Consider the following 22327-nt stretch of genomic DNA (forward strand, 5'->3'; position numbering starts at 1 on the left):
GGGGAGGTGCCGGCGTCAGGGCAGCAGGGGGAGGTCCTCGGGGCGTAGGTCGGGTCGCACCCGGACGAAGCGCAGCGGGTGGCGGAACACCCCGGCCTGGAGGGCCGCGTCGGCGCTCACCTCGACGACGGTGGTCGGTTGCACGCGGGTCAGCGGCACGGCGAGACGGCCGCCGCCGAACCGCCCGGTGCCGATGCGCTCGGGCCACGGGTGGTCGGTGCCGGCCGGGCGCAGGACGCCGGCCAGCTCGACCGACTGCGCCGGTGTGAGCGGGCTGCTGCGGCCGACGACGACCAGCTCGCCGTCGCGGTAGCGGCCGGCCACCAGCTGACCGGGGCGCTCGAGGGAGCCGATGACGCCGCCGGCGAGCACCTCGGTGGTCTCCCAGCTCTTGACCTTCAGCCACTCGCGGCGTCCCGGCGCGTAACGGGTCGCCGCTCCCTTCACCACCAGCCCCTCGACGCCGGCCGGGCGGAAGTCGTCGGACCACTGCCGCGCCTCGACGGGGTCGGCGGTCACCGGCGAGAGCTGCAGCGGCGGGGCCCAGCCGCCGGCCAGCTGCTCGAGTGCGGCCCGGCGCTTGGTGAACGTCCGGCCGCGGAGGTCCTCCCCGCCGGCGGCGAGCAGGTCGAACGCGACGTAGGAGGCCGGTGCGGTCGCCACCTCCGCGGCGATGCGGCCGGCCGAGGTCACCAGGCGCCGCTGCAGCAGCCCGAAGTCCAGCCGGTCGCCGTGCCAGATGACGACCTCGCCGTCGACCACCGTGCCGGCGGGCACCTGGGCGAGGGCGGCGGCCGCCACGTCGGGGAACCGGTCGGTGAGCTCGCGCCCCTGCTTGGACCACAGCCGGGTCGAGCCGTGGTCGCGCACGATCACCAGCCGGTAGCCGTCCCACTTGGGCTCGTACCGGCAGCCGCCGGTCAGCGCCGTGGGGGGCGGGATGTCGCGCACCGGCTTGGCCAGCTCCACGGCGACCGGCCCGGCGAGCTCGGGCGGCAGCGCGGGCAGACCCGGGGCGGACAGGGGCACCCGGACAGCCTGCTGGCCGGCCGGGCGCCGCGCACGCCGGCAGCGGCAGGTCACACCCGTCCGAGGGCCGGTCGCCACGCTGCGGGGTCGGTGGGCTGCGCCGGCCCATCCCCTGCTCGTCGTCAGGTCAGCGGGCCGCCCCGTCCCAGCCCCAGGAGGGCGTAGGCCGCCAGCGAGGGGCCGTCGGTGAACCGGCCGTCCAGGATCATGGCGCGCAGCTCGTCCTCGGGCACGAACGCGCAGATCATGTCCGCCTCGGTCACCTCCCGAGCGGTGGCGCCGACCGTGAGGTCGGTGGCCAGCCAGACGTCGAACCGCTGGGTGGACAGGCCCGGCGCCAGGTCGAGGCGGCCCAGGTGGGTCAGGGACCCGGCCCGCAGGCCGGTCTCCTCGGCGAGCTCGGCCCGGGCCAGCTCGTCGGCCGTGCCCTGCGCGCCGTGGGACCAGGTGCCCTGCGGGAACTCCCAGGCGCGGCGGCCGACGGGGTGGCGGAACTGCTCCACGAGCCAGAAGCCGTCCCGCTCGGCGGGCAGCACCAGCGCGAAATCGGGCTTCTCCACCACGCCGTAGACGCCGGTGGAGCCGTCGGCCCGCTCCACGCTGTCCTCCCGCACCCGGATCCACGGGTTGCGGTACACCTCTCGGCTGCTCGTCGTCCGCATGGTGGCGAGCCTGGCAGATGCGTGGACCATGGACGGTGATGACCGAGCGGAAGCCCCCGGGGGTCTCGTTCGAGACCTGGGTGGAGACCCAGATCGCCCAGGCGCGCGAGCGCGGGGACTTCGACCGCCTGGGCGGTGCCGGCAAGCCGATCGCCGGCCTCGACCGGGAGCAGACGGCCTACGACTGGGCGGTGGCCAAGGCCCGGCGCGAAGGCGTCGAGACGGCGGCCATGCTGCCGCCCGGGCTGGCGTTGCGGCGGGAGCGCGACCAGCTGCCCGCCCGGGCCGCGCGGCTGACGACGGCGGCGGACGTGCGGGCGCTCGCGGAGGACTACAACGCCCGGGTGGAGGCATTCTGGCGCCGGCCGCAGGAGAGCCGCTGGTCGCCGGTGCCGGGCCTGGCCGACGTCGACGCGCTCGTGGCGTCCTGGGAGCGCGACCGGCCGCCGCCCGCGCCCGCCCCTGTGGAGCCCGCGCCACCGCCCCGTCGCCGCTGGTGGCGCCGCCCCTGACCCGCGCCGGTGCGGCCGGGCACGCCGGCGTTCGCCGCTGGCGTATCCCGCGTCGGAGGCGCCGGGCCCGGGTAGGGGCCGGGTACGCCGAGAGGAGGTCGAGATGACCGAAGTACCAGGGACCGACCGGGACGACGCCCGGGAGAACGTGCTCGAGGAGACCCCGGTCACGCCGGAGGGCGTCGAGCAGGACACCTCCACGGAGGGCGACGAGGGGCAGACCGGCGACCAGGCCAAGCCGGAGTCCGGGAGCACCGAGCCGCTGACCTGACCGGCTCCGCGCAGTGCCCCCGTCAGCAGGCTGGCGGGGGTGCTGCGCGGGTCCCTCTCCTGGCCGGTGCCGATCGGCGCCTCCTGGCCCTCGGGGCCCGGCCCCACGGGGTCAGCGTCGGCGCAGGCCGAGCAGTTGCAGCGCCGCGAACCCGGCGACGACCGCGGCCTGCAGGACGAGCCAGACGGCGCCGAGGGTGGTCGGGGACCACCACCCGGCGACGACGGCGACGACGCTGAGGGCGGCCCACAGCAGGTTGCCGCCGACGACGGCCTCCACGGCCGCGGTGCTGGGGCGGCGGCGTGCTGCGACGAGCCAGACGGCGGCGGCGTAGCCGAGCAGGAACACGCCGGCGCCGCGGAGGAGGCCGGCGGGCAGGCCCAGGGGGCCGTCCAGCAGCGGTGCGGCGAGCAGATACGCCGCGCCGTTCGCGGCGGTGACGACGGCGTCGATGCGGAGGGCCGGGCGGAGCAGGTCGCCGGCCCCCAGGGGCGAGGGGGCGGGGTGCATGGTGGTCATGCCGGCAACGGTGGCGGCGCGCAGGCCGCGGGTCGATTACCTCGGAGGTAAGCGACACGGGACACCGTCGTCGCTAGCGTCGGCGGCGTGACAGGTGGAGTCGTGCAGGGCCGCCACGTCGGTGAGCTGCTGCGCACGTGGCGGCAGCGCCGCCGGCTCAGCCAGCTCGACCTCGCCGGCGCGGCGGGGGTCTCCTCCCGGCACCTGAGCTTCGTCGAGACCGGCCGCGCCCGGCCCAGCCGCGACATGGTGCTGCACCTGGCCGAGCAGCTCGAGATCCCGCTCGGTGCTCGTAACGAGCTCCTGGCGGCGGCTGGCTTCGCCCCCGCCTACCGCCGTCGGGATCTCGCGGATCCCGACATGGGCACGGTCCGCGCCGCGATCGACCTCGTGCTGGCCGCGTACGAGCCGTTCCCCGCGGTCGTCGTCGACCGGTCCTGGTGCCTCGTGGCGGCCAACCGGGCCGTCGCCGCGCTCACCGGGGGCGCTGCCCCGCACCTGCTGGAGCCGCCGGTCAACGTGCTGCGACTGAGCCTGCACCCCGACGGCCTGGCTCCGCGGATCCTGAACCTGCCGCAGTGGCGGCGGCACGTCCTGCACCGGCTGGGCCGCGAGGCGCACCTGAGCGGTGACCCGGGGCTGGCCGCGCTGCACCGGGAGCTTCTCGCGCTGCCCGGAGGCAGCGACCGCAGCGTCCCCGACGGCATCGCCGTCCCGCTGCGCCTCCGGGTGGGTCCGGAGGTGCTCAGCTTCCTGAGCACCGTCACGACGTTCGGCACCGCCGTCGACCTCACCGCCGCCGAGCTCAGCATCGAGGCCTTCCTGCCCGCCGACAGCCGCACCGCCGGCGCGCTGGGTGCGGGGTAGGGCTCAGTCGGCCCGGTTCTCGTCCGCCTTCTCGGCGTCGAGCTCGCGGGTGGCCATGCCGCCGTGGCCGCCCTCGTCGTACTGGCCGGGCCGCAGGTTGTTCGGCTGGTCGTCGTCCTCGCGCGGTTCGGTCATGCCCGGAGCCTGCCCCACCGGCGAGGACCGCGCAGGCAAAGGAAGCTATGCATGCGGAATCGGTCGCCGAACCACATGCATAGCTTCCTTCGCCTGGGCCTCTAGAGGAGGTCGAACTCGTTGAACGCCGCGCCGCCGGAGAGGGTGGCGTAGCCCGGGCCGCGGTCGAAGAACGGCTCCTCGCCCGTGCGGGCGGCCCGCATCGACGCGCGCAGCTCCTCGGTGGCGGCCGGGTCCGCCGTGCCGTCCTCGAGGACGACCACGCCGTAGTCCGCCCGCGCGCCCTCGACCGACACTTTGCGCCAGGCGATGTCCCGCAGCACCTCGTCGACCGGGCGATCCAGCGGGTCCCCCCAGCCGCCGCCGCCGGTGGTCCGGATGCGCACCACCGTGCCGGCCTTGAGCGGCTCGGCGTCGGCCAGCGCATCGACCTCGTGCTCGTCGGGGCCGCCCGGGTCGACGGTGATCTGGAACGGCCGCCCGGCCTTGCCGCCCTTGACCCCCCAGCAGGCGAGGATCGAGCGGTCGGCGATCGACATGAAGTGCGCATCGCGTAGCACGCGGATGTGCTTCTCGTAGCCGCAGCCGCCGCGGTAGCGGCCCGGGCCACCCGAGTCCATCGCCAGGCCCAGCCGCTCCACCCGCAGCGGGAAGCGGCCCTCGGTGAACTCGGTGGGCAGGTTCCGGGAGTCCGGGACGACGTGGATCGTGTCCTCGCCGTCGGCGTAGTACCGCCCGCCCGAGCCGCCGCCCAGCACCTCCCGCATCAAGTACGGCTGCCCGTCGAAGTCCGTGCCGTAGACGCCGGTGTAGCGGATCGTCTCCTGGTCGGCCGGCATCCGGCCGCCGGTGGCCTTGGCCAGCACCCCGGCCAGGACGCCGAGCAGCCGCAGGATCACGAACGTCCGCGCGTTGGTGGGTGCGGGGAAGATCGGGGTGAGGAGCGTGCCCTTCTCCGGGAACCGCATCTCGATCAGCGGGACGACGCCCTCGTTGACGTCCAGCTGGGCCATGCGCTCGGGGCTCTCGGCCAGATTGCGCAGGATCGGCGCCAGCCACTTCTTGAGGAAGTTGCCGTCGGCGTAGTCACCGCAGTGGTTGATCGGACCCTTGGCCTGCGGGCCGGTGCCGGTGAAGTCGATGACCAGCGGGGTCTCCTTGGTGGAGTCCATGGTCAGCGTGATCCGCTGGCGGTGCAGCTGCGGCTCCTCGACGCCGTCGTGCTCGGCGTAGTCCTCCCACACGTAGGTGCCGTCGGGGATCTGGCTGAGGATCTCCCGCCGGTAGACCTCCGTGGAGCTGTCGAGAATCGCGTCGAACGAGGCCTCCACCGCCGGCACCCCGTACCGGTCGAACAGCTCGCCCAGGCGCCGGGCACCGGCCAGGCAGGCCGAGCACTCGGCGTCGAGGTCGGCGGCGAGCGAGTCGGGCATCCGCGAGTTGCGGGTCATGATCTTCAGCGCGCTCTCGTTGGGCACGCCGCGGTCCCACAGCTTGATCGGGGGGACCATCAGGCCCTCCTCGTACACGCTGGTCGCCGCGCTCGGCATGGACCCGGGCACCGCGCCGCCGATGTCGTCGTGGTGGCCGAACGCCTGGATGAAGGCGACGACGCGCTCGGCGCCGTCCACGTGCGCGAACACGGGCACCGTCACGCAGAGGTCGGGCAGGTGGCCGATCCCGCCCTCGGAGGCGTAGACGTCGTTGTGGAAGTAGACGTCCCCGGGGTTCATCGTCTCGATCGGGTAGTCGCGCACCACGGGGTGCACGAGCGCCGAGTACGAGCGGCCGGTGAGCTTGCGCAGGTTCCGGTCGTGGATGCCGGCCCGGAAGTCGTGCGCATCCCGGATCATCGGCGAGCGGGAGGTCCGGCCGATGGAGGTCTCGACCTCCTTCTCGATCGCGGCCAGCGTGCCGGCGACGATCTCGACGAGGACGGGGTCGGCGTCGACCTTCGTGGCGTTCAGGGGACCGGTGGGGAACGTCGTCACTGGTCCGACTCCTTCGTGAGGATCAGGTTGCCGTAGCTGTCCACGGTGGCGGTGAAGCCCGGGTGCACCGGGACGGTGGAGCCGAACTCCTCGACGATCGCCGGGCCGCTGACCACGTCACCGGGGGCGAGGTCGGGGCGGTTGTACGTGGGCGTCTCCACCCAGTCGTCGAAGAAGACGGGACGCGAACCCGTGACGGCCCGGTCCGTCCCGCCGTTCCCGGGCGCCAGCTCGACCAGGTCGGGCCGGCGGATCGGGCCGATGCCGCTCACGCGGAGGTTGACCCACTCCACGGCCTGGCGCGGGTCGTCGGCGAAGTCGTAGCCGTAGAGCTGGCGGTGTGCGGCGTGGAACGCCTCGGCGACCTGCTCGGTGGCCGCCGCGTCCAGCTCGCCCTCGGCGACCGGCACGCGCACCTCGAACGCCTGGCCGACGTAGCGCAGGTCCGCCGTCCGCTGCATGCGCTGGGCGTCGCGGGCGAAGCCCTCGCCGTCCAGCGCCTCCTGCGCCTGGGCCTCGAGGTCGGCGTAGACCGCGCGCACCCGGGCCAGGTCGAGGTCGACGTGCTTGCTGATCACGGTCTGCACGTAGTCGTTGCGGACGTCGACGGTGAGCAGGCCGAACGCGCTGACGTTGCCCGGGTTCGGCGGCACCAGCGTGCGCGGCAGGTTGAGGATGTCCATGAGCCGGCACGCCAGCAGGGAGCCGGAGCCGCCGAAGGTGGTCAGCGTGAAGTCGCGGACGTCGAGGCCCTTGGCGACCGTCACCTGGCGCAGCGCGTTGGCCTGGTTCCACGCGGAGATCTCCAGGATCCCGGTCGCGGTGCGCTCCAGGGAGAGGTCCAGTTTCGCGCCGAGCTGCTCCAGCCCGGCCCGCGCCGCGTCGACCGACAGCGGGATCTCCCCGCCCAGCAGGTGCGGGGGGATCCGGCCCAGGACGACGTGCGCGTCGGTCACGGTCGGCTGGTCGCCGCCGTTCGGGTAGCAGATCGGGCCGGGGTCGGCGCCGGCCGACTTCGGGCCCACCTTGAGCGTGCCCTCGGGCGAGAGCCAGGCGATCGAGCCGCCGCCGGCGCCGACGGTGACGACGTCGATCATCGGGATCTTGCTGGGGTAGTCGCCGACCGAGCCCTCGGTGGTGAGCGCGGGCTCGCCGTCGATGACCACGGTGACGTCGGTGGAGGTGCCGCCGCCGTCGCAGGTGAGCACCCGGTCGAACCCGGCGGTGCCCGCGATCAGCGCGGCACCGAGCGCGCCGGCGGCGGGGCCGGAGAGCATCGTGGTGATCGGCTGGTGCACGACCTCCGCGGCCGACAGCACGCCGCCGTTGCTCTTCATCACGTAGAACGGCACGCCGGGCGCGATCTCGTCGAGCCGGGTGCGGATGTTGGTGACGTAGGCGCCCACCTTGGGCTTGACGGCGGCGTCGACCAGCGTGGTCACCGACCGCTCGTACTCGCGGTACTCGCGCAGCACCTGGGAGCTGATGCTCACCACGGCGTCCGGGTGCTCCTCGCGGAGCACCTCGAGCATGCGGCGCTCGTGCGCGTCGTCCGCGTAGGCGTGCAGGAAGCAGACCCCGATCGTCGAGATGCCGGCCTCGCGGAAGAACCGGGCCGCGGCGCGGGCGTCGTCCTCGTCGAAGGGGCGCACCTCGGCGCCGGTGTGGTCCAGCCGCCCGCGGACGGTGCGCACCAGATCGGCCGGGACGATGCGGGGCGGCTTGACCCAGAAGTAGCTGTTGCCGTAGCCGTCGGGCACCGACTGACGGGCGATCTCCAGCACCGACTCGTAGCCCTCGGTGGTGATGAAGCCCAGCCGGTCGAGCTTGCCCTCGAGCAGCTGGTTGGTCGCGACCGTCGTCCCGTGGCTGACGGCGGTGACCGCCTCGCCGGTCAGCCCCATGAGGTCGAGGACCTTGCGGACACCGGTGAGGAAGCCCTCGGCCGGGTCGGCGGGGGTGGAAGGGGTCTTGGTGGTGGTCGTCCGACCGGTCTCCTCGTCCACGGCGACGACGTCGGTGAACGTCCCGCCGGTGTCGATGCCGATGCGGACCCGGCGCGTACTCATGGGATGAAACCTTAGCGCTGAGATATCCATGGGGGAAGCGGTTCGTGGATCCCACCGCAGGGAAAGCGGTTGCCTTAGCCTTCGGTGCGTGACCCAGGTCTCGATCGTCGTCGCCCCCGACAAGTTCAAGGGCAGCCTGACCGCCGCCGCGGCGGCGGACGCCATGGCTGCCGGCTGCCGGGACGCGCTACCGGACTGCCGGGTCGTCGCCGTCCCGGTGGCCGACGGTGGCGACGGGACCGTCGACGTCCTGCGCCGGGCCGGGGCGCGGCTGGTCCGCCGCAGGGTCACCGGCCCGGTGGGCGGAGAGGTCGACGCGGACCTGGCGATCATCGGCGACACGGTCTACGTCGAGACGGCGCAGGCGTGCGGGCTGCGGCACGTGCCGCAGCCCGGACCGGCCACCGCCCGCACGGCGACGACGTACGGCGTGGGGCAGCTGATCACCGCGGGCCTGGACCTGGGCTACCGCAGGTTCGTGCTGGGGCTCGGCGGCAGCGCGACCACCGACGGCGGGGCCGGCATGGCCGTCGCCCTCGGCGCCCGGATGCTCGACGCGTCCGGGCGGGAGCTCCCCCCGGGAGGGGCGGCGCTGGCGGAGCTGGGAACCGTGGACACCGCCGGGCTCGACCACCGCCTGCGCGAGGTGGACGCCGTGCTCGCCTGCGACGTGGACAACCCGCTCACCGGTCCGGCAGGCGCTGCCGCGGTGTTCGCACCGCAGAAGGGGGCCGACCCGGCGACCGTGGCCGAGCTCGATGCCGCCCTGGCCGTCTACGGGGACCGGCTGGCGGCGATGCGCGGCGGCGATCTCGCCGCCCGGCCCGGCGCCGGCGCCGCCGGGGGGCTGGGCGTCGGCGGGATGGCGTTCCTCGGGGCCCGGGCGGCGTCGGGCATCGACCTGCTGCTGGAGCTGCTCGACCTCCCGGCCGTCGTCCGCGGGGCAGACCTGGTGCTCATCGGCGAAGGGCACCTGGACGAGCAGAGCCTGGCCGGCAAGGCGCCGCTGGGGGTCGCCCGCCTGGCCCGGCAGCACGGGGCGGACGTGGTGGCGGTCGCGGGTCAGGTGAGCGCCCCGCCCGACCTGCTGCGGGTCGCCGGAATCCGGGCGGCGCACGCCCTGGCGGCCCGGGCGGAGGGCGTGGACGACGCGCTCCGCCGGGCGGCAGAGCTGCTGCGCGCCACCACCGCCGCCGCGGTGGCGGAGTGGGCGGCGTCCCGATCCGGTGCCGCGCAGGGCTGACGCACGCCGCGCGGACGACCGTTGACACCGGGAAAGCGCTTTACCTAGTGTGGCGCACGCCACAGAAAGCGATTTCCCGAGGGAGTCCCGCATGCGTCCGTTCCATCGCGCGGTGGTCGCCGGAGCCGCCGGAGCACTGCTCGTCACACTCCTCCCGACCGGCGCGGCCTTCGCGCGCGGCGGCGATCTGGGCCGGGAGGCGCTCGGCCCGCAGGACGGCTGGGCCGCGGCCGAGGGCGGCACGACGGGGGGCCGGGCCGCGAGCGCCGACCACGTCTTCCACGTCGACACCTGGGAGGAGTTCCGCGCGGCGCTCGGGGGCGACGCCGCACGCGGCGACACGACCCCGCGCATCGTCTACGTGCACGGGGTGCTCGACGCGAACCTGCGCACACCCGACGGCGCTGTCGACTGCGCCGCCTACGAGGTCGAGGGCTTCGACATGCAGGACTACATCGACGCCTACGCGCCGGAGGTGTGGGGGACCGAGACCGAGCCCGCCGGCCCGCTCGAGGACGCCCGGGCGGCGTCGGCAGCCGTGCAGAACGCCCAGATCCGCCAGTACGTCGGCTCGAACGTCACCATCGTGGGCGTCGGCCGGGACGCCGGGATCGTCGGGGCGGCGCTCACGGTCCGGGGCTCCGACAACGTGATCATCCGCAACCTGCGGCTGTCCGACGCCTACGACTGCTTCACCGCCTGGGACCCGACCGACGGCGACGCCGGGGCCTGGAACGCCGACTACGACAACCTGTGGATCGCCGAGTCCACCCACGTCTGGGTCGACCACAACACCTTCGACGACGGGCGCAACCCCCCGGAGTCGCTGCCCACCGTCCACGGCGCACGCTTCGAGGTGCACGACGGGCTGCTGGACATCACCAACGGCGCCGACCTGGTCACCGTCTCGTGGAACGAGTTCCTCGACCACGACAAGACCAACCTGATCGGCTCCTCGAACAGCCGGACCAGCGACCGCGGCACGCTCCGGGTCACCTTCCACCACAACCTCTGGCAGGACATCGGCCAGCGGGCACCGCGGGTGCGGTACGGCGACGTGCACGTCTACAACAACCTGTACGTCGTCACCAACCCCGAGTACTACAGCTACACGTGGGGGGTCGGGGTCGAGGCCGAGATCATCGCGGAGAACAACGCCTTCCTCCTGCACCCGGCGATCGACCGCGCCGACATCGTCGAGGACTGGCGCGGTGACCGGCTCACCGACGCCGGGCTCGCGGAGTCCGGCACCCTCGTCCGCGGGGGCGGGAACGGCCGGGTGAGCCTGGTCGAGGCCTACAACGCCGCCCACGACCCGGACATCCCGACCACGGTGAGCTGGACGCCGGCCTTCGTCGAGCGCCTCGACCCGACGTCCGCCGTGCCCGGGCTGGTGCGGGCCGGGGCCGGCAGCGGCGAGCTCCGCTGAGCGCCGTCCCGAGGTGAGGGCGCCGTCCCCCCGGCCATGCCGGGGGGACGGCGCCCTCGCGGGCTCCCGGGCGGTCAGCGCACGAGGACGTCGGGGCGCGGCAGCCCGAGCGCATCGGGCGTCTGCGGCCACACCCCGTCGGTGGTCAGCACCTCGAGGCCGTCGGGGCCCAGCAGCACCGTGTCCTCGGCCTTGACCCCGGGGGCCGACGGGTTCCAGGCGAACGCCTGGTGGAGGACCACCGGGACGCGGCTGCCGGGCGTGGCGACCGGGTCGCGCCCCCAGTAGCCCGTCGGCCCGCCCTGGTGGTGCCGGGTCCACTCGTCGGCGCGGAACCCGGCGGCGGCGTACGCGGCGATGCCGGCGGCCAGGGCGTCGCCCACCGTGCGGCCGGGGACCGTCGCGGCGAGGAAGGCCGTCTCGACCTCCCGGATGCGGGCGGCCGCGCCGGCGTCCTCCCGGCCCGGCCCGCCCAGGCGGACCCACCGGGTGGCGTTGGCGATCAGCCCGTGGCGCCGGGCGCAGACGACGAGCATCACCCGGTGGCCCAGCGGCCCGGCGGTGGGCAGCGCGTGGCGGAAGGGCAGCCGATCCTCCCCGGCGACCAGCACGACCACCGGATCGGCGCCCCGGGCGACGAGCTCGCCGGCGAGCAGCGCGGCCGCCTCCCGCTCGGGCATCCGCGGGTGCAGCCGCAACGCGGCCGTGGTGAGCGCCTCCGCGGCGTCCCGGCCCAGCGCCCGGTACCGCTCCCGCTCGGCCGGCAGCAGCGCCGCCCGGGCCGCCCGGAGCCCCTCGGCGGCCGCCGGCTCGTCCTCGTGCAGGACTCCCGGTGCGCCCGGCGCGAGCTCGGGCCCCAGCAGCGGGGCCCACCAGTCGGTCACCCGGACGTCGACCGCCGCGGGCAGCTCCTCGGCGCGGAGCCGGTCCACCTCGTTCCCGGGCACGATCACGGCGTCCCCGTCGGCGTCCACGACGACCGCGAGGACGCCGCGTTCCGCGGAGAGGCGGACGGCCGGCCGGGCGCCGTCGAGGTACCAGGCCAGCGCACCGACGCTGGTCAGCACGAGGCGCTCGCGCCCGGCGTCGCGGAGCAGGCGCAGGACCCGCTCGCGCTTGACGCCGCGATCGGCGGCCGACGGTGCGGCCGGGTCCGGGGACACGTCGCCTCAGCGCAGCCGGCGGGTGCTGTCGCGCAGCACCACCTCGGCGTGGACCTTCACGCTGCGCGGCTCGGCGTCCGGTTCGGCGTCGAGAGCGAGCTGGGCGGCCTGGACCCCCATCTCCTCCAGCGGGAGCCGCACCGAGGTGAGCGCCGGGACGACGTCGCGCAGGGTGGGGATGTCGTCGAAGCCGGCCAGCGAGACGTCACCGGGCACGTCGACCCCCGCTTTCCGCAGACCCGAGAGCGCACCGAGCGCCATCACGTCGTTGACGGCGAAGATGCAGCTGGCCCGGAGCCCGTCCTCTACCAGCCGGGTGACCATCTCCTCGCCGCCCTCGTGCGTGAAGGCCCCGTGCAGCACCTGCATGTTCCCGGGGGGAACCCCCTCGTCGGCCAGCCCGTCGCGGAACCCGGCGACCCGGTCGCGGGACGCCAGCAGGCCCGTCGGCCCGGCGAGCACGGCGAACTCCCGGTGCCCGAGGCGGCACAGCTCCCGGGCCAGCTTCCGCGCGCCGGCGCGGTTCTGCGGCACGACCGCGTGCGTTCCCAGCCGGTTCTGGCTGATGACCGCGGCGCGGCCACCGGCGGCCGTGTAGCCGTCGAGCTCCTTGGCCAGCCGTTCGTTGTGGGCCCGGTCCGTGGTGCGGCTGCCGCAGATGATCAGCGCGCGCGAGCGGTGCGAACGCATGGTGGCCACGAACTCCAGCTCGCGCTGGAGGTCGCTGTGCGTGCTGGCCAGCAGGACGACCAGCTCCCGCTCCTCGACGTGCCGCATGACACCCCGGGCGATGCTGGAGAAGTACGGGTCGAGGACGTCGTGGATGATCAGCCCGACGACGTTGCTCGCCCCGCGGGCCACGGCCTGCGCCTGTGCATTCGGCGTGTACTGCAGCTCGCGGGCGGCGGCCAGCACCCGTCCGCGGTGCGGCTCGCCCACCGAGCGGCTGCCGCTGAGCACCCGCGAGGCGGTGGCCAGCGAGACGCCGGCCTGGGCGGCGACCTCGGCGAGCAGGACCGGACCGGCCCGCCGGGCACCGTCGGGCCCGGCGGCGCCCGGACCCGGCTTGCGGCGGGCGGGTTCCTGCGGCGGGGTGGTCACGGCCCGTCCTCGGCGGCGGCGGTCAGCGCGCGGGTGATGCCGTCGGGCCCGGGCGTCCCGTCGGCGATCAGGGCGCGGAAGCTCCGGGTGGTCTCCTCGCCGGGGGCGAGCAGCACCGGCCGCTCGGCGGCCAGTTGCGAGCCCAGGCCCGGGTAGTCGGCGACCCGGACGAACCACGGGTCTGCCCGTGCCTGGTCATCGAGCCCGGCCAGCGCCACCGTCACAGGATCCGGACCGCCGGCGGAGTACGCCACCCAGGGCGCCACCGCGCCGTGCACGGCATCCTCCCCTTCGGCGTCCGCGGTGGTGACCCGCGCGTCCGGCGCGGTGGGCAGCCGCCAGAACAGCCCGCCGTACCCGGCCCCGGACCGTCCGTGGGTGGCCGGGCTGCCCAGCTGCAGCTGCGCACCCGTCGCGTTGCGCAGGCGGGTGGAGAGGTCGAGGGTCCACCCGCCCGGCAGGTCGGCCGCGCCTGCCCGGAGGGTGCGCTCCTCGGTGAGCAGGACCTCGCCGCGGGGCCCGCGCCACTCGAGGGTCTCGGTGAACCCCGTGGCGTCCCGGGAGCGCCAGCCGGTGTGCACCTGCCGGCCGTGGTCGGCCCGCCACGTGTACCCCTCCCCGGCCAGGTACGTCCGACCGCCCCAGATGTTGGCCCCCCCGACGTCCTGCAGGGTCACCGAGACGCCCAGGTGCCACCGGTGGTCCTCGGGCTGGGCGTCGGTCACCGGGCGGCCGGACAACGTGGTCACCGGGTGCAGGAACGGCCGGGGGGCCAGGACCGCCGGCAGGTCGGCGCCGTCGCAGTAGGTGGCGACGACGACGTCGCCGACCCGCAGCGTGGCGAGCGTCCTGCCCGCCGGCACCGGGTGCTCCGGGACGTGGCCCTGGTGGACTCCCTTGAGCGCCATCGTCAGGCTCCCGCCGCGCCGGTCGGCAGACCGGTGCGCGTGCCGGGCCGGGCCCACGGCGCGTCGAGCTCGGAGAACAGCCGCAGCTGCTCGGCGGCGTCGTCGACCAGTTGGTCGATCCCGGGCACGACCTGGTGGCGGGCCGGGCCCGCGCCCTCGCTCCGCCGGTGGTGGGCCGGGATCTCGATCGGGTCCGGCGCGCAGCGGACCGCCTCGACGATGCGCATGAAGGAGTGGGTCTGCGCCGGCGGCACGAGGAGCGGAACGCTGCGGTCGGCGATGTGCGCCAGCAGGTTCTCCAGCAGGTCGGTGCTCGGGTGCGTCGTCGTCTCGTCCACCTCGCCGGCCTGCAGCCGCACCGTGCCGGTCTTGTAGGACAGCGTGATCCGGCCGGCCGAGCCGTGGACCACCAGCTGGGGGTCGCGGGGGCGCTCGGCGGCCAGCGTGGCCGCGATGACGATGGTCACGCCGTCGGCGGTCCGCACCCGCAGGCAGGAGGTGTCGTCGGCCTCGATCGGGTTCGCCCGGTAGAGCTCCACCTCGATGGCGGCCAGCGAGCCGGGGCCGGTCGCCCCGGTGAGCGCCAGCGCGGTGGCGACGGCGTGGGCGAACGGGTTGGTCAGGGCGCCGTCCACCACCGGGACCCCGTCGACGGTGCGCCGGCCGGCCCAGGGGGCCCGGTCGTAGTAGGAGGCGTCCCGGACCCAGGCGCAGGCGCCGCCCACGCCCCGGAGCGAGCCGATCGCCCCCTCGGCCACGAGCGAGCGCACCCGCCCGATGGCCGCCGAGCCCAGGCTCTGGAAACCGACCTGGCAGGCCATGCCGGTCGCCTCGATGCCGGCGACCAGGCGCTCGAAGTCCGCCATGGTGGGCGCCGGCGGCTTCTCCAGCAGCACGTGGCTGCCGGCCCTGGCCGCGGTCAGCGACAGGTCCGTGTGGGTGTGGATCGGGGTGCAGATGATCGTGACGTCGGGGGCCACGCGGGTGAGCAGGTCATCCAGGGCCGGGGACACCGGCACGTCACCGGCCAGCTCGGCCAGCTCGTCGTCGAGCGGCCGGGGGTCGCAGATCCCGACCAGCCGGATCCCGCTGGAGGCGCTCAGGCGACGGAGGTTCTGCAGGTGCCAGCGCCCGTGGCCGTGGGCTCCGACGAGGACCACGCGGCCGGCCGGCCCGGACGTCTCCGACACCGTTCCCCCGTTCCACCCAGTGCGGTCGCCCGGTGGGCCGCAGCGCTGCCGAGCGTAGCGACGGTCACCTGCGCTGGAAAGGGGTTGCCGACGACGCGCCCCCATGGCTGCGGCCCCCCGGCTCCTTGTGGAGACAAATACGCAGGTCAGCGCGGTGCGGGAAGCGCGCGCGGTGATCTGCGCCGGATCGACCCATTGACATGGTTTCGGCGGTTCGTTAGAAAGCGCTTGCCACACTGTGACTCACCGCACAGCTCCTCGCGGGGGGTGCAGCCGCCGGCTCGTGGCGGAAGCAGGTCGTCGCGGAAGGCTCTAGAAAGCGCTTACCAAGTGTGATGCACTGCACTCCGTCCACCGGGCGAACCCGTCCGCCGAGCTCTGCAGAGAGGTGAGAGCCCGTGTCGTCCACGCTCGACGTCTCGTCGCGTGCACGCCCGCACGACGAGGCTCCCCCCGGGGGGCGCAACGCGTCGTCGCCCGGAAAGCGGCGGCGCAGCAGGCAGTCCGGCCGGCTGGTGCCCTACCTGTTCCTCGCACCGTGGTTCGCCGGCCTGCTGTTCATCACCGCCGGCCCCATCCTGGCGTCGGCCTACCTGTCCTTCACCGACTACAGCCTCATCGGCTCGCCGGAGTGGGTCGGGCTGGCCAACTTCGAGCGGATGTTCGACGACCCGCGCTTCTACCAGTCGCTCAAGGTCACGTTCACCTACGTCGTCGTCTCGGTGCCGCTGCAGCTGGCGTTCGCGCTGTTCCTGGCGATGATCCTCGACCGCGGCCTGCGCGGCCTCGCGCTGTACCGGTCCATCTACTACCTGCCGTCGCTGATCGGCGGGAGCGTCGCGATCGCCATCCTGTGGCGGCAGATCTTCGGCTCCGACGGCCTGCTCAACCAGGTGCTCCGGTTCGTCGGGTTCGACAACCCGCCCGGCTGGGTCTCCGACCCCGACTACGCCCTCGGCACGCTGATCGTCCTGAACGTCTGGACGTTCGGTGCCCCGATGGTCATCTTCCTGGCCGGCCTGCGGCAGATCCCGACGATGTACTACGAGGCGGCGTCCCTGGACGGCGCGGGGAAGGTCCGGCAGTTCTTCCAGGTCACCCTGCCGCTGCTCTCGCCGATCATCTTCTTCAACCTCGTGCTGCAGACGATCAACGCGTTCCAGACCTTCACGCAGGCGTTCATCGTCAGCGGCGGCACCGGTGGCCCGGCCGACTCGACGCTGTTCTACACGCTCTACCTCTACCAGCGCGGCTTCGGGAACTTCGACATGGGCTACGCGTCCGCGCTCGCCTGGTTCCTCCTGCTCATCGTCGGTGGGCTGACCGCGATCAACTTCCTCGCATCGAAGTACTGGGTGTTCTATGGCGACTGACCTGACCGTGGCCCCCCCTGTGGCTGCCACGGAGAAGCTGCCCGACCGTCGGAAGAAGCAGCGGCCGCGCTGGCTGGCGCACACCGTCCTCATCCTGGGCGCGCTGCTCATGCTCTACCCGCTGCTGTGGATGCTCTCGAGCTCGTTCAAGTTCACCGAGGACATCTTCAGCCAGACGGGGCTGATCCCCGAGCGCGTCACCGCGCAGAACTACCCCGAGGGCTGGACGGCGCTGCCCCGGGACTTCGGCCACTACATCTGGAACTCGCTGATCATCGTCGCCGGTTCGATCATCGGGAACCTGCTGGCCTGCTCCCTGGCGGCCTACGCGTTCGCCCGGCTCGACTTCCGGTTCAAGAAGGTCTGGTTCGCGATCATGCTCGGCACGATGATGCTGCCGATCCACGTGGTGATCGTCCCGCAGTACATCCTCTTCTCCGAGCTGGACTGGATCAACACGTTCTGGCCGTTGATCGTGCCGAAGCTGCTGGCCACCGACGGATTCTTCATCTTCCTGATGGTGCAGTTCATCCGGGGCATCCCGACCGAGCTGGACGAGGCCGCGCGGATCGACGGCTGCGGCCACTGGGCGATCTTCTGGCGGATCGTGATCCCGCTGTCGGTGCCGGCCCTGGCGACCACGGCGATCTTCACCTTCATCTGGACCTGGAACGACTTCTTCAGCCAGCTGATCTTCCTGACCGACCCCGAGATGTACACGGTCCCGGTCGCCCTGCGGACGTTCGTCGACGCGACGAGCCAGACGCCGTGGGGCCCTGTCTTCGCCATGTCGATCGTCGCCCTGGCGCCGGTCTTCGGCTTCTTCCTCGCGGGCCAGCGCTATCTCGTCCGAGGCATCGCCACCACGGGGCTCAAGTGACACCCCCCAGCACACGTGACAGCACTTACAAGGAGGTAAGGAACGTGCACACGATCCAGAGATTCGGGATGCGGGCGTCCTGGCCCACCCGCCTCGGCGTGACCGGCGGCGTCCTCGGGCTGCTGCTGACCACCGCTGCGTGCGGTGGCGACGGCGGCGGCGCGGCCGCTGACGGCGGCACCACCCGCGAGGACGGGCCGGTCACGATGCGGATGTCGTGGTGGGGGAGCGACACCCGGCACGCCGCCACGCAGGAGCTGATCGACCTCTACGAGTCGCAGAACGAAGGCGTCACCATCGAGGGCGACTTCACCGGGTTCGCCGACTACTGGGACAGGCTGGCCACCAACACCGCCGGCGGCCAGGCGCCCTGCGTCATGCAGCAGGACACCCGGTACGTGCGTGAGTACGCCGACCGCAACGCACTGCTGGACCTGACGCCGTACATCGAGGACGGCACGATCGACACCGGCAACCTCGACGAGAACGTCGCCGAGACCGGCATGGTGGACGACGCCACCTACGCGATCCCCACCGGTGTGAACGCCTTCTCCGTGGTCGTGGACCCGCAGGCCTACGCCACCGCCGGGGTGGAGATCCCCGACGGCGAGTCCTGGACGTGGGAGGAGATGGTCGAGACCGCCGCCCAGGTCACGGAGGCGACGGGCGGTCAGGTGTACGGCATGCAGGCCATGGGCCTCAACGGCGGCGACACCAACTTCGAGATCTACGCGCGTGAGCAGGGCGAGGCGCTGTTCGACGAGAACGGCGAGATCGGCTTCACCGCCGAGACGCTGGCCGAGTGGTGGAACATCGAGAAGCAGGCGTCGGAGTCCGGCGCCGAGCCACCGCCCTCCACCACGGTCGAGGTCTTCAACGGCGGGGTCGACCAGGCGCTGGTCGCCACCGGCCGCGGGGCCTCCGGGTTCTGGTGGACCAACGAGCTGCCGGCGCTGACCGCCGGAGCCGGCCGCGAGCTCCAGCTGATGCGGTTCCCCACCGAGGCGGGGGACGGCGAGACGGGGATGTACCTCAAGCCGGCCATGTTCTGGGCGATCAGCAGCGACTGCGAGAGCCCGCAGGAGGCCGCGATGTTCCTCGACTGGCTGATCAACTCCGAGGAGGCGGTCGAGATCATCAAGGCCGACCGCGGGCTGCCGGTGAACACCGAGCTGCGCGAGCAGATCGCTCCGTCCCTGGACGCGCCGGGCCAGGCCGCCATCGCGTTCGTCGAGGAGATCACCCCCGACCTGCAGGAGCCGCCGGCGCTGCCCCCGCAGGGCGCGGGTGAGGTGCAGGCGATCCTGCAGCGCTACACCGAGCAGATCCTGTTCGACCAGATCTCGGTGGAGGACGCCGCCGAGCGGTTCATGTCCGAGGTCGAGGCGGCGATCGCCTGATCACCGGCCGGGGGGGGGGGGGGGGGGGGGGGGGGGGCGCGCCCCCCCCCCCCCCCCCCCCCCCCCCCCCCCCCCCCCCCCCCCGCCCCCCCCCCCCCCCCCCCCACACCACCCCCACCCACACCCCGCCCCCCCCCCCCCCCCCCCCCCCCCCCGGCGCGCCCCCCCCCCCCCCCCCCCCCCCCCCCCCCGTCAGGGTGTTACTTGAGGATCTTGGTGACGCGGCCGGCGCCCACGGTGCGGCCACCCTCGCGGATGGCGAACCGCAGACCCTCCTCCATGGCGATGGGCTGGATCAGCTCCACCGTCATCTCGGTGTTGTCGCCGGGCATGACCATCTCGGTCCCGGCGGGCAGGGTCACGACGCCGGTCACGTCCGTCGTCCGGAAGTAGAACTGGGGACGGTAGTTGTTGAAGAACGGCGTGTGACGGCCACCCTCGTCCTTCGAGAGGATGTAGACCGAGCCCTCGAAGTTGGTGTGCGGGGTGATCGAGCCGGGCTTCACGACGACCTGGCCGCGCTCGACGTCCTCGCGCTTGATGCCACGGAGGAGCAGACCCACGTTGTCGCCGGCCTGACCCTGGTCGAGCAGCTTGCGGAACATCTCGACGCCGGTGACGGTCGTCTTCGTCGAACCCTCGCGGATACCGACGATCTCGATCTCCTCGGAGACCTTGACGATGCCACGCTCGACGCGACCGGTGACGACGGTGCCACGACCGGTGATCGTGAAGACGTCCTCGACGGGCATGAGGAACGGCTTGTCGATCTCACGCTCCGGCTCGGGGATCGCCGAGTCGACGGCGTCCATGAGCTCCATGAGCTTGTTGCCCCACTCGGCGTCGCCCTCGAGGGCCTTCAGCGCGGAGACGCGGACCACGGGGACGTCGTCGCCCGGGAACTCGTACTCGCTGAGCAGCTCGCGGACCTCGAGCTCGACGAGCTCGAGGATCTCCTCGTCGTCGACCATGTCGGCCTTGTTGAGCGCCACGACGATGTAGGGGACGCCGACCTGGCGGGCCAGGAGGACGTGCTCCTTGGTCTGCGGCATCGGGCCGTCGGTGGCGGCCACGACCAGGATCGCGCCGTCCATCTGCGCGGCACCGGTGATCATGTTCTTGATGTAGTCGGCGTGCCCGGGGCAGTCGACGTGCGCGTAGTGCCGGTTCTCCGTCTGGTACTCGACGTGCGCGATCGAGATCGTGATGCCGCGAGCCTTCTCCTCGGGCGCCTTGTCGATCATGTCGAAGGCGGAGGCCTCGTTGAGGTCCGGGTACTTGTCGTGCAGGACCTTGGTGATCGCCGCGGTCAGCGTCGTCTTCCCGTGGTCGATGTGCCCGATGGTGCCGATGTTGACGTGCGGCTTGGTCCGCTCGAACTTGGCCTTGGCCACTGGGTTCCTCTCCTCGTGGTTACGCAGGTGGTGCGTGCTCTGGGGTGGGGGCTGTGCTCCGGAGCTCGCGGGCGGTCGCCCGCATCCCGGTTACTCGCCGGTCGCCTTGGCGATGATCTCCTTGGCGACGTTGGCCGGGACCTCGGCGTACGAGTCGAACACCATCGAGTAGCTCGCCCGTCCCTGGGTGCGGCTGCGCAGGTCGCCCACGTAGCCGAACATCTCCGACAGCGGGACCAGTGCCCGGACGACGCGGGCGCCGGAGCGCTCCTCCATCGCCTGGATGAGCCCGCGGCGGGAGTTGAGGTCGCCGATCACGTCGCCCATGTTCTCCTCGGGCGTCGTGACCTCGACCGCCATCAGCGGCTCGAGCAGGGCCGGGTCGGCCTTGCGCGCCGCCTCCTTGAAGGCGATCGAGCCGGCGATCTTGAAGGCCATCTCCGAGGAGTCGACCTCGTGGTACTGGCCGTCGAGGAGGCTCGCCTTGACGCCCACCATCGGGTAGCCGGCGAGGACGCCGTACTGCATGGCGTCCTGCATGCCCTGGTCCACCGACGGGATGTACTCCTTGGGGACGCGACCGCCGGTGACCTTGTTCTCGAACTCGTAGGTCGCGGAGTCGGCACCCATGGGCAGCGGCTCGATGGCGATCTGCACCTTCGCGAACTGCCCGGAGCCACCCGTCTGCTTCTTGTGGGTGTAGTCGTACCGCTCGACCGCCTTGCGGATCGTCTCGCGGTAGGCGACCTGCGGCTTGCCGACGTTGGCCTCGACGTTGAACTCGCGCCGCATGCGGTCGACGAGGATCTCCAGGTGGAGCTCGCCCATGCCGGAGATGACGGTCTGACCGGTCTCCTCGTCGAGCTTGACCTGGAAGGTCGGGTCCTCCTCGGCGAGCTTCTGGATCGCCGTGCCCAGCTTCTCCTGGTCGCTCTTGGTCTTCGGCTCGATGGCGACCGAGATGACCGGCGCCGGGAAGGTCATCGACTCGAGGATCACCGGCTTCTGCGGGTCGCAGAGGGTGTCACCCGTCGTCGTCTGCTTCAGGCCGTTGACCGCCACGATCTGGCCGGCGCCCACGCCCTCGCGCTCCTCGCGCTTGTTCGCGTGCATCTGGTAGATCTTGCCGACCCGCTCCTTGCGGTCCTTGGTGCTGTTGAGCACCGGGGAGCCGGAGTCGAGGCGACCCGAGTACACGCGGATGTAGGTCAGCTTGCCCAGGTGCTGGTCGGTCTGGATCTTGAAGGCCAGCGCCGAGAACGGCTCGTCCTCGTCGGCGTGCCGGAGCACCTCGGTCTCGCCGTCCATGGCGGTACCGACGATCGCCTCGACGTCCAGCGGGCTGGGCAGGTAGTCCGTGACCGCGTCGAGCAGGGGCTGCACGCCCTTGTTCTTGAAGGCGGTACCGGTGAGCACCGGGTTCACCTGCGCGGCGATGGTCGCCTTGCGGATGGCGGCCTTGAGGCGGTCGACCGAGATCTCCTCGCCCCCGAGGTAGGACTCCATGAGCGAGTCGTCGAAGTCCGCGATGTTCTCGAGCAGCTTCTCGCGGTACTCGGCGGCTTGGTCGGCGAGCTCCGCGGGGATCTCCTCGACCGCGTAGTCCTCGCCCATCTTGGTCTCGCCGCGCCAGGTGAGCGCCCGCATCTGCACCAGGTCGACGACGCCGATGAAGTCGGCCTCGGCCCCGATCGGCAGCTGCAGCACCAGCGGGTTCGCCCCGAGGCGCTCCACCATCATGTCCACGCACCGGAAGAAGTCGGCGCCGGTCCGGTCGAGCTTGTTGACGAAGCACATGCGCGGGACGCCGTACTTCTCTGCCTGCCGCCAGACCTGCTCGGTCTGCGGCTCGACGCCGGCGACACCGTCGTAGACGGCGACGGCACCGTCGAGCACCCGCAGCGACCGTTCCACCTCGACGGTGAAGTCGACGTGCCCGGGGGTGTCGATGATGTTGATGTCGTAGCCGTTCCAGGAGCACTTCGTCGCGGCGGACGTGATGGTGATGCCGCGCTCCTGCTCCTGCTCCATCCAGTCCATCGTGGCCGCGCCGTCGTGGACCTCACCGATCTTGTAGTTGATACCGGTGTAGAAGAGGATGCGCTCGGTCGTGGTGGTCTTGCCGGCGTCGATGTGCGCCATGATCCCGATGTTGCGGGTCTTGGCGAGCTGGGCCTCGTTGCTGGCCATT

Annotated in this window: 20 protein-coding genes; 8 read left to right on the forward strand and 12 right to left on the reverse strand. The window is 72.9% G+C overall.

All coding sequences use genetic code 11. From position 1 onward, the window contains the following. Window positions 1-15: 15 nt before the first annotated feature. On the reverse strand, window positions 16-1029 hold the full coding sequence (locus ACI79Q_RS07555; protein ID WP_456589805.1) for an ATP-dependent DNA ligase: 1014 nt from the start codon (window positions 1027-1029) through the stop codon (window positions 16-18). A 122-nt stretch (window positions 1030-1151) separates the two neighbouring features. Then, a complete protein-coding gene (locus ACI79Q_RS07560) occupies window positions 1152-1691 on the reverse strand; it encodes an NUDIX domain-containing protein (RefSeq protein ID WP_456589804.1) in 540 nt (179 codons plus the stop codon). Window positions 1692-1729: 38 nt separating this feature from the next. Here ACI79Q_RS07560 and ACI79Q_RS07565 point away from each other — a divergent pair, with 38 nt between their 5' ends. Together ACI79Q_RS07565 and ACI79Q_RS07570 are read left to right on the forward strand one after the other, a co-directional pair. Then, on the forward strand, window positions 1730-2203 hold the full coding sequence (locus ACI79Q_RS07565; RefSeq protein ID WP_456600439.1) for a DnaJ family domain-containing protein: 474 nt from the start codon (window positions 1730-1732) through the stop codon (window positions 2201-2203). 103 nt (window positions 2204-2306) lie between these two features. After that, on the forward strand, window positions 2307-2474 hold the full coding sequence (locus tag ACI79Q_RS07570; RefSeq protein WP_456589802.1) for a hypothetical protein: 168 nt from the start codon (window positions 2307-2309) through the stop codon (window positions 2472-2474). A 111-nt stretch (window positions 2475-2585) separates the two neighbouring features. Here the strand turns inward: ACI79Q_RS07570 and ACI79Q_RS07575 are convergent, their stop codons facing one another. Continuing rightward, window positions 2586-2993 (reverse strand): hypothetical protein, encoded by a 408-nt coding sequence (locus ACI79Q_RS07575; RefSeq protein WP_456589801.1) that lies wholly within the window; start codon window positions 2991-2993, stop codon window positions 2586-2588. Between the two features lie 87 nt (window positions 2994-3080). Here ACI79Q_RS07575 and ACI79Q_RS07580 point away from each other — a divergent pair, with 87 nt between their 5' ends. Next, entirely contained in the window at window positions 3081-3860 is a 780-nt protein-coding gene (locus ACI79Q_RS07580) for a helix-turn-helix domain-containing protein (RefSeq protein WP_456589800.1), read from the forward strand. A gap of 3 nt (window positions 3861-3863) precedes the next feature. On the opposite strand, the gene ACI79Q_RS07585 is transcribed toward ACI79Q_RS07580, so the two are convergent. The 3 genes from ACI79Q_RS07585 to ACI79Q_RS07595 form a co-directional block, all read right to left on the reverse strand. After that, the gene (locus ACI79Q_RS07585; RefSeq protein ID WP_456589799.1) at window positions 3864-3995 is read right to left on the reverse strand and encodes a hypothetical protein; all 132 of its coding nucleotides are present in this window, start codon (window positions 3993-3995) and stop codon (window positions 3864-3866) included. A gap of 101 nt (window positions 3996-4096) precedes the next feature. After that, window positions 4097-5986, reverse strand: a complete 1890-nt coding sequence (locus tag ACI79Q_RS07590) for a hydantoinase B/oxoprolinase family protein (RefSeq protein WP_456589798.1) — start codon at window positions 5984-5986, stop codon at window positions 4097-4099. Further along, on the reverse strand, window positions 5983-8055 hold the full coding sequence (locus tag ACI79Q_RS07595) for a hydantoinase/oxoprolinase family protein (protein WP_456589797.1): 2073 nt from the start codon (window positions 8053-8055) through the stop codon (window positions 5983-5985). Before ACI79Q_RS07595 ends, ACI79Q_RS07590 begins: the two co-directional genes overlap by 4 nt. An 88-nt stretch (window positions 8056-8143) precedes the next feature. Between ACI79Q_RS07595 and ACI79Q_RS07600 the strand changes: the two genes are divergently transcribed. Further along, window positions 8144-9298, forward strand: coding sequence for a glycerate kinase (locus tag ACI79Q_RS07600; RefSeq protein ID WP_456614494.1), 1155 nt, complete (start codon window positions 8144-8146; stop codon window positions 9296-9298). 91 nt (window positions 9299-9389) lie between these two features. Continuing rightward, window positions 9390-10727 carry a pectate lyase family protein gene (locus ACI79Q_RS07605; RefSeq protein ID WP_456614495.1) on the forward strand — a complete coding sequence of 446 codons (1338 nt, stop codon included), beginning with the start codon at window positions 9390-9392 and terminating at the stop codon, window positions 10725-10727. Window positions 10728-10801: 74 nt separating this feature from the next. Here the strand turns inward: ACI79Q_RS07605 and ACI79Q_RS07610 are convergent, their stop codons facing one another. Genes ACI79Q_RS07610 through ACI79Q_RS07625 form a run of 4 tightly spaced genes read right to left on the reverse strand, consistent with a single transcriptional unit; the run spans window position 10802 to window position 15089 of the window. Beyond that, window positions 10802-11890: a M24 family metallopeptidase gene (locus tag ACI79Q_RS07610; protein ID WP_456589794.1), complete on the reverse strand. Its 1089-nt coding sequence runs from the start codon at window positions 11888-11890 to the stop codon at window positions 10802-10804. Window positions 11891-11896: 6 nt separating this feature from the next. Further along, complete coding sequence (locus ACI79Q_RS07615; protein ID WP_456589793.1) at window positions 11897-12991, reverse strand: LacI family DNA-binding transcriptional regulator; 1095 nt, start codon at window positions 12989-12991, stop codon at window positions 11897-11899. Next, window positions 12988-13899, reverse strand: a complete 912-nt coding sequence (locus ACI79Q_RS07620) for a DUF6807 domain-containing protein (RefSeq protein WP_456614496.1) — start codon at window positions 13897-13899, stop codon at window positions 12988-12990. Before ACI79Q_RS07620 ends, ACI79Q_RS07615 begins: the two co-directional genes overlap by 4 nt. Before the next feature lie 2 nt (window positions 13900-13901). Next, window positions 13902-15089, reverse strand: coding sequence for a Gfo/Idh/MocA family protein (locus ACI79Q_RS07625; RefSeq protein ID WP_456589791.1), 1188 nt, complete (start codon window positions 15087-15089; stop codon window positions 13902-13904). 398 nt (window positions 15090-15487) lie between these two features. Here ACI79Q_RS07625 and ACI79Q_RS07630 point away from each other — a divergent pair, with 398 nt between their 5' ends. The 3 genes from ACI79Q_RS07630 to ACI79Q_RS07640 are packed head-to-tail and all read left to right on the forward strand — an operon-like array spanning window position 15488 to window position 18742. Next, window positions 15488-16462 (forward strand): carbohydrate ABC transporter permease, encoded by a 975-nt coding sequence (locus tag ACI79Q_RS07630; protein WP_456589790.1) that lies wholly within the window; start codon window positions 15488-15490, stop codon window positions 16460-16462. Between the two features lie 19 nt (window positions 16463-16481). Further along, the gene (locus tag ACI79Q_RS07635; protein ID WP_456589789.1) at window positions 16482-17342 is read left to right on the forward strand and encodes a carbohydrate ABC transporter permease; all 861 of its coding nucleotides are present in this window, start codon (window positions 16482-16484) and stop codon (window positions 17340-17342) included. Window positions 17343-17386: 44 nt separating this feature from the next. Next, the gene (locus ACI79Q_RS07640) at window positions 17387-18742 is read left to right on the forward strand and encodes an ABC transporter substrate-binding protein (RefSeq protein ID WP_456589788.1); all 1356 of its coding nucleotides are present in this window, start codon (window positions 17387-17389) and stop codon (window positions 18740-18742) included. 200 nt (window positions 18743-18942) lie between these two features. On the opposite strand, the gene tuf is transcribed toward ACI79Q_RS07640, so the two are convergent. Next, a complete protein-coding gene (tuf, locus tag ACI79Q_RS07645; RefSeq protein WP_456589066.1) occupies window positions 18943-20136 on the reverse strand; it encodes an elongation factor Tu in 1194 nt (397 codons plus the stop codon). Between the two features lie 90 nt (window positions 20137-20226). Beyond that, the gene (gene fusA / locus ACI79Q_RS07650) at window positions 20227-22326 is read right to left on the reverse strand and encodes an elongation factor G (protein ID WP_456589067.1); all 2100 of its coding nucleotides are present in this window, start codon (window positions 22324-22326) and stop codon (window positions 20227-20229) included. Between the last annotated feature and the right edge of the window lies 1 nt (window position 22327).

The organism is Blastococcus sp. SYSU DS0828, from assembly GCF_054050975.1.

Excerpts from the sequence above, each read along its gene's own strand:
- ACI79Q_RS07560 (WP_456589804.1), bottom strand. The coding sequence starts at position 1,691 with ATGCGGACGACGAGCAGCCGAGAGGTGTACCGCAACCCGTGGATCCGG.
- ACI79Q_RS07565 (WP_456600439.1), top strand. The coding sequence starts at position 1,730 with ATGACCGAGCGGAAGCCCCCGGGGGTCTCGTTCGAGACCTGGGTGGAG.
- ACI79Q_RS07570 (WP_456589802.1), top strand. The coding sequence starts at position 2,307 with ATGACCGAAGTACCAGGGACCGACCGGGACGACGCCCGGGAGAACGTG.
- ACI79Q_RS07575 (WP_456589801.1), bottom strand. The coding sequence starts at position 2,993 with ATGACCACCATGCACCCCGCCCCCTCGCCCCTGGGGGCCGGCGACCTG.
- ACI79Q_RS07585 (WP_456589799.1), bottom strand. The coding sequence starts at position 3,995 with ATGACCGAACCGCGCGAGGACGACGACCAGCCGAACAACCTGCGGCCC.
- ACI79Q_RS07595 (WP_456589797.1), bottom strand. The coding sequence starts at position 8,055 with ATGAGTACGCGCCGGGTCCGCATCGGCATCGACACCGGCGGGACGTTC.
- ACI79Q_RS07605 (WP_456614495.1), top strand. The coding sequence starts at position 9,390 with ATGCGTCCGTTCCATCGCGCGGTGGTCGCCGGAGCCGCCGGAGCACTG.
- ACI79Q_RS07620 (WP_456614496.1), bottom strand. The coding sequence starts at position 13,899 with ATGGCGCTCAAGGGAGTCCACCAGGGCCACGTCCCGGAGCACCCGGTG.
- fusA (WP_456589067.1), bottom strand. The coding sequence starts at position 22,326 with ATGGCCAGCAACGAGGCCCAGCTCGCCAAGACCCGCAACATCGGGATC.